This window comes from Nocardia sp. NPDC005978, assembly GCF_040614455.1.
Classification (GTDB): Bacteria; Actinomycetota; Actinomycetes; order Mycobacteriales; family Mycobacteriaceae; genus Nocardia.
The window spans coordinates 1-1,036 of the sequence record NZ_JBEXUS010000258.1 but is presented as its reverse complement, the minus strand read 5'-3'; the positions used below and the strand labels follow the sequence as shown (position 1 = coordinate 1,036).

Sequence of the window (1,036 nt, the reverse complement as noted above, 5' to 3'; positions counted from 1 at the left end):
TCGCCACCCACCGCCGCACCCAAGGCCTCCCCGCACAATCCATGGCCTGGGGCCTCTGGAACCTCACCAGCGGCATGGCAACCCACCTCACCGACGGTGACATCGCGCGGCTCGGAAGAAGCGGCTTGGTGCCACTGACCAGCTCCGATGGCCTCGAACTCCTCGACGCGGCACTGGACTTCGAGCATCCCCTCGCCGTCCCGGTCCGGTTCGACACCGCGGGTCTGTCGGAGATGGCGCGAACCGGAACTCTCCCGGCGATCCTGCGGGAGCTGTCCAGCACGCGACTCGATCGGCGCCACGAGGCCGGAGCGGGCATGTCCAACTCCGCATGGACCACGAAGATCGCTGGGCACGGGGCGGAACAGCAGCAGCTGATGATCACCGAGTTCGTCGGCGCGGAAGTGGCGGCGGTTCTCGGCTTCGATCCGAGTGAGATCGATATGAGCCAGGCGTTCCAGGAACTCGGGTTCGACTCCCTCAGTGCGGTGGAACTGCGCAACCGGCTCCGGTCGGCGACGGGACTCCCGCTACCGATCACCATGGCATTCGACTATCCGAGCCCTGATGCGCTGGCCGCATTCATCCACGGAGAGATCGCGCCGTCGGCCGAAGCCGTTGTGGAGTCCGCGGATTCGATACTGCGCCAGAAGATCGCGGAAATCCCGATCGATCGCCTACGTCACGCCGGCCTGCTCGATCTGATTATCGATCTCGCCGATGCCGGGCGCGATATTCCGGAGAGCCGCGAAGCGGAAATCGCGACGATGGAGCTGGACCAGCTGATTACCGCTGCGCTCGACGACTTCTGAGAAATCTACCCCTGATCAGGAAATATCATGACTGCAGCAGATACTCGGACAGCCCATGCCCTCCGCTCCGCGCTGACTCGCATCGACCAGCTGAAACGAACGAACTCGGCGTTGCGCCAGAAGCTGTCCGAGCCGGTGGCGGTGGTGGGTATGTCATGCCGCTTCCCCGGCGGCATCACCTCCCCCGAAGACCTGTGGAACATCGTCACCACCGGCACCGACAC

General features: G+C 64.6%; 2 protein-coding genes. Both read left to right on the top strand.

Features of this window, described 5'->3' with window-relative positions; all coding sequences use genetic code 11:
- The coding region (locus tag ABZ319_RS40530) for a beta-ketoacyl reductase (protein WP_354991898.1) at positions 1–812 on the top strand (812 nt) is incomplete at its 5' end.
- A 27-nt stretch (positions 813–839) separates the two neighbouring features.
- The coding region (locus ABZ319_RS40525) for a beta-ketoacyl synthase N-terminal-like domain-containing protein (protein WP_354991897.1) at positions 840–1,036 on the top strand (197 nt) is incomplete at its 3' end.